Consider the following 3,758-nt stretch of genomic DNA (forward strand, 5'->3'; position numbering starts at 1 on the left):
CGGAGGGCGGTGCGCTCGCGGAGCTGGCGAGCGCACTGGAGCGGGCCCTGGAGGCGGGGAAGGCGCCTGGGCCGATGGTGCTGGGCGAGCGGACGTTCGAGTGGGGCTCGCGCACCTACGTCATGGGTGTCGTCAATGTGACGCCGGACAGCTTCTCGGACGGAGGGCGCTACCTGAGCGCGGAGGCCGCCATCGAGCACGGCCTGGCCATGGCGGACGCGGGAGCGGACCTTTTGGACGTGGGCGGAGAGTCCACGCGCCCCGGCTCCCAGCCCGTCACCGCCGAGCAGGAGGTGGCCCGCGTGCTGCCCGTCGTCGAGGGCCTGCGCGCACGAACCTCCGTCCCTCTCTCGGTGGACACGACGAAGGCCGCCGTGGCGCGGGCGGTGCTGAAGGCGGGGGCGCACCTGGTCAACGACATCACCGGCTTTCGCTCGGACCCGGAGCTGGCCCACGCGGTGGCCGAGGCCAACGCCGCTTGTTGTCTGATGCACATTCAGGGGACGCCCGACACCATGCAGCGGGCCCCTGGCTACGAGGACCTGGTGGAGGAGGTGCTCGACTTCCTCGACGCCTCCGTGGCGATGGCGACCTCCGCGGGAGTCACGCGCGAGCGCATCCTGCTGGACCCTGGGATTGGCTTCGGCAAGACGTTCGACCACAACCTCTACCTGCTGCGGCGGCTGGGCGAGCTGCGCGTGTCGGGGCTGCCCCTGCTGGTGGGCACCAGTCGCAAGGGCTTCCTGGGGGCCCTGACGGGCGGTAAGCCGGCGGGCGAGCGACTGGCGGCGACGCTGGGCTCCGTCGCGGCGATGGCCGTGTTGGGTGGAGCGGACGTCGTCCGGGTGCACGATGTGGCCGAGGCACGTGATGCGCTCGCCGTCGCGGATGCCATCCGGTCCGCTCGGGATGGGGGCATCCTGCTCGGCCGCTGAGCGCCCGTGGGCCACGGGCCACGCGGGTGTGGCCTCCTCGCTCGGATGGGCCGTTCAGGCGGGGCCTGGTATCGTTTTCGCACCCTTGTTCAAGGGTGATAGAGCCTGCAAGGCCGGGCCGTTGCCAGGGTGGCGTTGGGACCCTACCTTCGAGCCCCGGCGGTGGGCGGGGTATAAGCCCCGACGTCGAGAGACCGGCAAGGCCCGGCGTGGGAAAGGTGGAGCGGGACCATGGCTTACAGGATGAACATGCCTCCGAAGGAGGAGCGCGCGACACAGAAGCTGTTCGGCACGGACGGTGTTCGCGGCAAGGCGAACGTCTACCCGATGACAGCGGAAGTGGCGATGCAGCTCGGGCGGGCACTCGCGTTCCTCATCCGCAACGGGCCGCACCGGCACCGCGTCATCGTGGGCAAGGACACGCGACTGTCCGGCTACATGCTGGAGCAGGCGCTCGCCGCGGGCCTCACGTCCATGGGTGTCGACGTGGAACTCGTCGGCCCGCTGCCGACGCCGGGCATCTCCAACCTCACCACGTCCATGCGCGCCGACGCCGGCGCCGTCATCTCCGCGTCCCACAATCCGTACGAGGACAACGGCATCAAGTTCTTCTGGCGCGACGGCTTCAAGCTGCCGGACGAGACGGAGGGCAAGATTGAAGAGCTGCTCTCCACGGGCGCCATCGACTCCATTCGCCCCACCGCGACGAAGATTGGCCGCGCGTTCCGCATGGAGGACGCTCGGGGCCGCTACATCGTGTTCCTCAAGGCGACCTTCCCGCGCGAGCTGACACTGGAGGGGCTGACCATCGTCGTCGACTGCGCCAACGGAGCGGCCTACAAGACGGCGCCCGCGGTGCTGGAGGAACTGGGCGCCAAGGTCATCACCCTGGGCGTGTCGCCGGACGGCAAGAACATCAACCACAAGTGCGGCGCGCTGTTCCCGGAGAACCTGGCGCGCTCGGTCATCAAGCACGGCGCCCACCTGGGCATCGCGCTGGACGGCGACGCCGACCGCCTCATCGTCGTGGACGAGAAGGGCAAGGTCGTGGATGGCGACGCCATCATGGCCATCTGCACCGGCGAGCTGATGGCTCGCAAGCAGCTGAAGAAGAAGGTCCTGGTCTCCACGGTGATGAGCAACATCGGCCTGGAGCGCGCGGTGGCGCGCTGGGGCGTGAAGGTGGCTCGCACGCGCGTGGGTGACCGCTACGTCGTCGAGGAGATGCGCCGCAACGGCTACAACCTGGGCGGCGAGCAGAGCGGCCACCTCATCTTCCTGGACCACACCACGACGGGTGACGGCACGCTGGCGGCGCTCCAGTTGCTCGCGGTGATGTGCCGCGCTGGCAAGCCCCTGAGCGAGCTGTCCTCCATCTTCGAGCCGGTGCCCCAGACGCTGGTCAACGTGGTGGTGAAGCAGAAGAAGGAGCTGGGCGAGATGCCAGACGTGATGAAGGTCATCAAGTCCGTGGAGCAGAAGCTCGGCAACTCCGGCCGGGTGCTGGTGCGCTTCTCCGGCACCGAGCCCAAGGCCCGCGTCCTCATCGAGGGCGAGGATGCCGCTCGCAACGAGGCCTACGCGAAGGACATCGCCGACGCCCTCGCCAAGGCGTGCAATCGCTAGTCGTCGTTCACGGCGGTTGACTTCCGGACGCTGGCCGCGATTAGAGGGGCCAGCGCGTGCCGGGGCCCCCGACAATCCCGGGACCGCGCATCAAGCGAGGTGCGGTCGATGGGACAGCGACTGGGTGTCAACGTGGACCATGTGGCGACGCTGCGGCAGGCGCGGCGCACCACCTATCCGGACCCGGTGACGGCCGCGGCCATGGCGGAGCTGGCCGGCGCGCGGCAAATCACCATCCATCTGCGTGAGGACCGGCGCCACATCCAGGACCGGGACTTGCGCATCCTGCGTGAGACGACGCAGACGCTGCTGAACCTCGAGATGGCGGCCACCACGGAGATGGTGAAGATCGCCTACGAGCACAAGCCGGACGTGGTGACGCTCGTTCCGGAGCGCCGCGAGGAGCTCACCACGGAGGGCGGCCTGGAGGTCGCCGGCCAGCGCGAGCACGTCGCGAAGATCATCAAGAACCTCAAGGACGGCGAAATCACCGTCTCGCTGTTCATCGACCCGGACCTGGACCAGGTGCGCGCGTCGCACAAGGTGAACGCGGACCGCATCGAGCTGCACACGGGGCGCTACTGCGAGGCGCGCAACGACAAGGAGCGCGCGCGGGAGCTGGCGCGCATCGTCGACGCCGCCAAGGCGGGCACGAAGCTGGGGATGGGCGTGGCCGCGGGCCACGGGCTCAACTACGACAACGTGCAGCCCATCGCCCGCATCGCCGAAATCGACGAGCTGAACATCGGCCATGCCATCGTCGCGCGCGCGGTGCTGGTGGGCTTCGACCGCGCGGTGCGGGAGATGCTCGACCTGATGCGCAACCCGGGATAGCGCGCCATGGGAATCCGGGGCCTGGGCCTGGACATCTGCTCCATCTCCCGCATCCAGCGCATCATGGACGGACCGCGCGCGGAGCCGTTCCTGAACCGCGTGTACACGGAGGCGGAGCGGGCCCTGTGCGGTCAGCGCCATGACGCCGCCAGTGCCTATGCCGCGCGCTTCGCGGCGAAGGAGGCGCTGGTGAAGGCGCTGGGCGCGCCCAAGGGCATCCGCTGGAAGGACATGGAAGTGCGCCGGGACGGGGGGGCACCGTACTTCGCCCTCTCCGGCGTGGCGCTCGAGGTGATGGAGGCGCGGGGGTTGGAGGCGTTCCTCGCGCTCACCCACGATGCCGACGTAGCCGCCGCCACGGTG

The 3,758-nt window shown here is 69.4% G+C and carries 4 protein-coding genes; all 4 read left to right on the top strand.

What is annotated here, in order from left to right:
- Nucleotides 1–935 (top strand): dihydropteroate synthase (gene folP / locus ACN469_RS36105; RefSeq protein ID WP_498775655.1); only part of this gene is annotated, 935 nt, incomplete at its 5' end.
- A gap of 231 nt (nt 936–1,166) precedes the next feature.
- Nucleotides 1,167–2,561, top strand: a complete 1,395-nt coding sequence (gene glmM, locus ACN469_RS36110; RefSeq protein ID WP_498775657.1) for a phosphoglucosamine mutase — start codon at nt 1,167–1,169, stop codon at nt 2,559–2,561.
- 108 nt (nt 2,562–2,669) lie between these two features.
- On the top strand, nt 2,670–3,395 hold the full coding sequence (locus tag ACN469_RS36115; RefSeq protein ID WP_498775659.1) for a pyridoxine 5'-phosphate synthase: 726 nt from the start codon (nt 2,670–2,672) through the stop codon (nt 3,393–3,395).
- A 6-nt stretch (nt 3,396–3,401) separates the two neighbouring features.
- Nucleotides 3,402–3,758 (top strand): holo-ACP synthase (gene acpS / locus ACN469_RS36120; RefSeq protein ID WP_498775661.1); only part of this gene is annotated, 357 nt, incomplete at its 3' end.

Source organism: Corallococcus terminator, assembly GCF_049194865.1.
In the GTDB taxonomy this organism is placed as follows: Bacteria; Myxococcota; Myxococcia; order Myxococcales; family Myxococcaceae; genus Myxococcus; species Myxococcus terminator_A.

What these genes read in the sequence shown, in the direction of transcription:
- glmM (WP_498775657.1), top strand. Translation starts at nt 1,167, where the DNA reads ATGGCTTACAGGATGAACATGCCTCCGAAGGAGGAGCGCGCGACACAG.
- ACN469_RS36115 (WP_498775659.1), top strand. Translation starts at nt 2,670, where the DNA reads ATGGGACAGCGACTGGGTGTCAACGTGGACCATGTGGCGACGCTGCGG.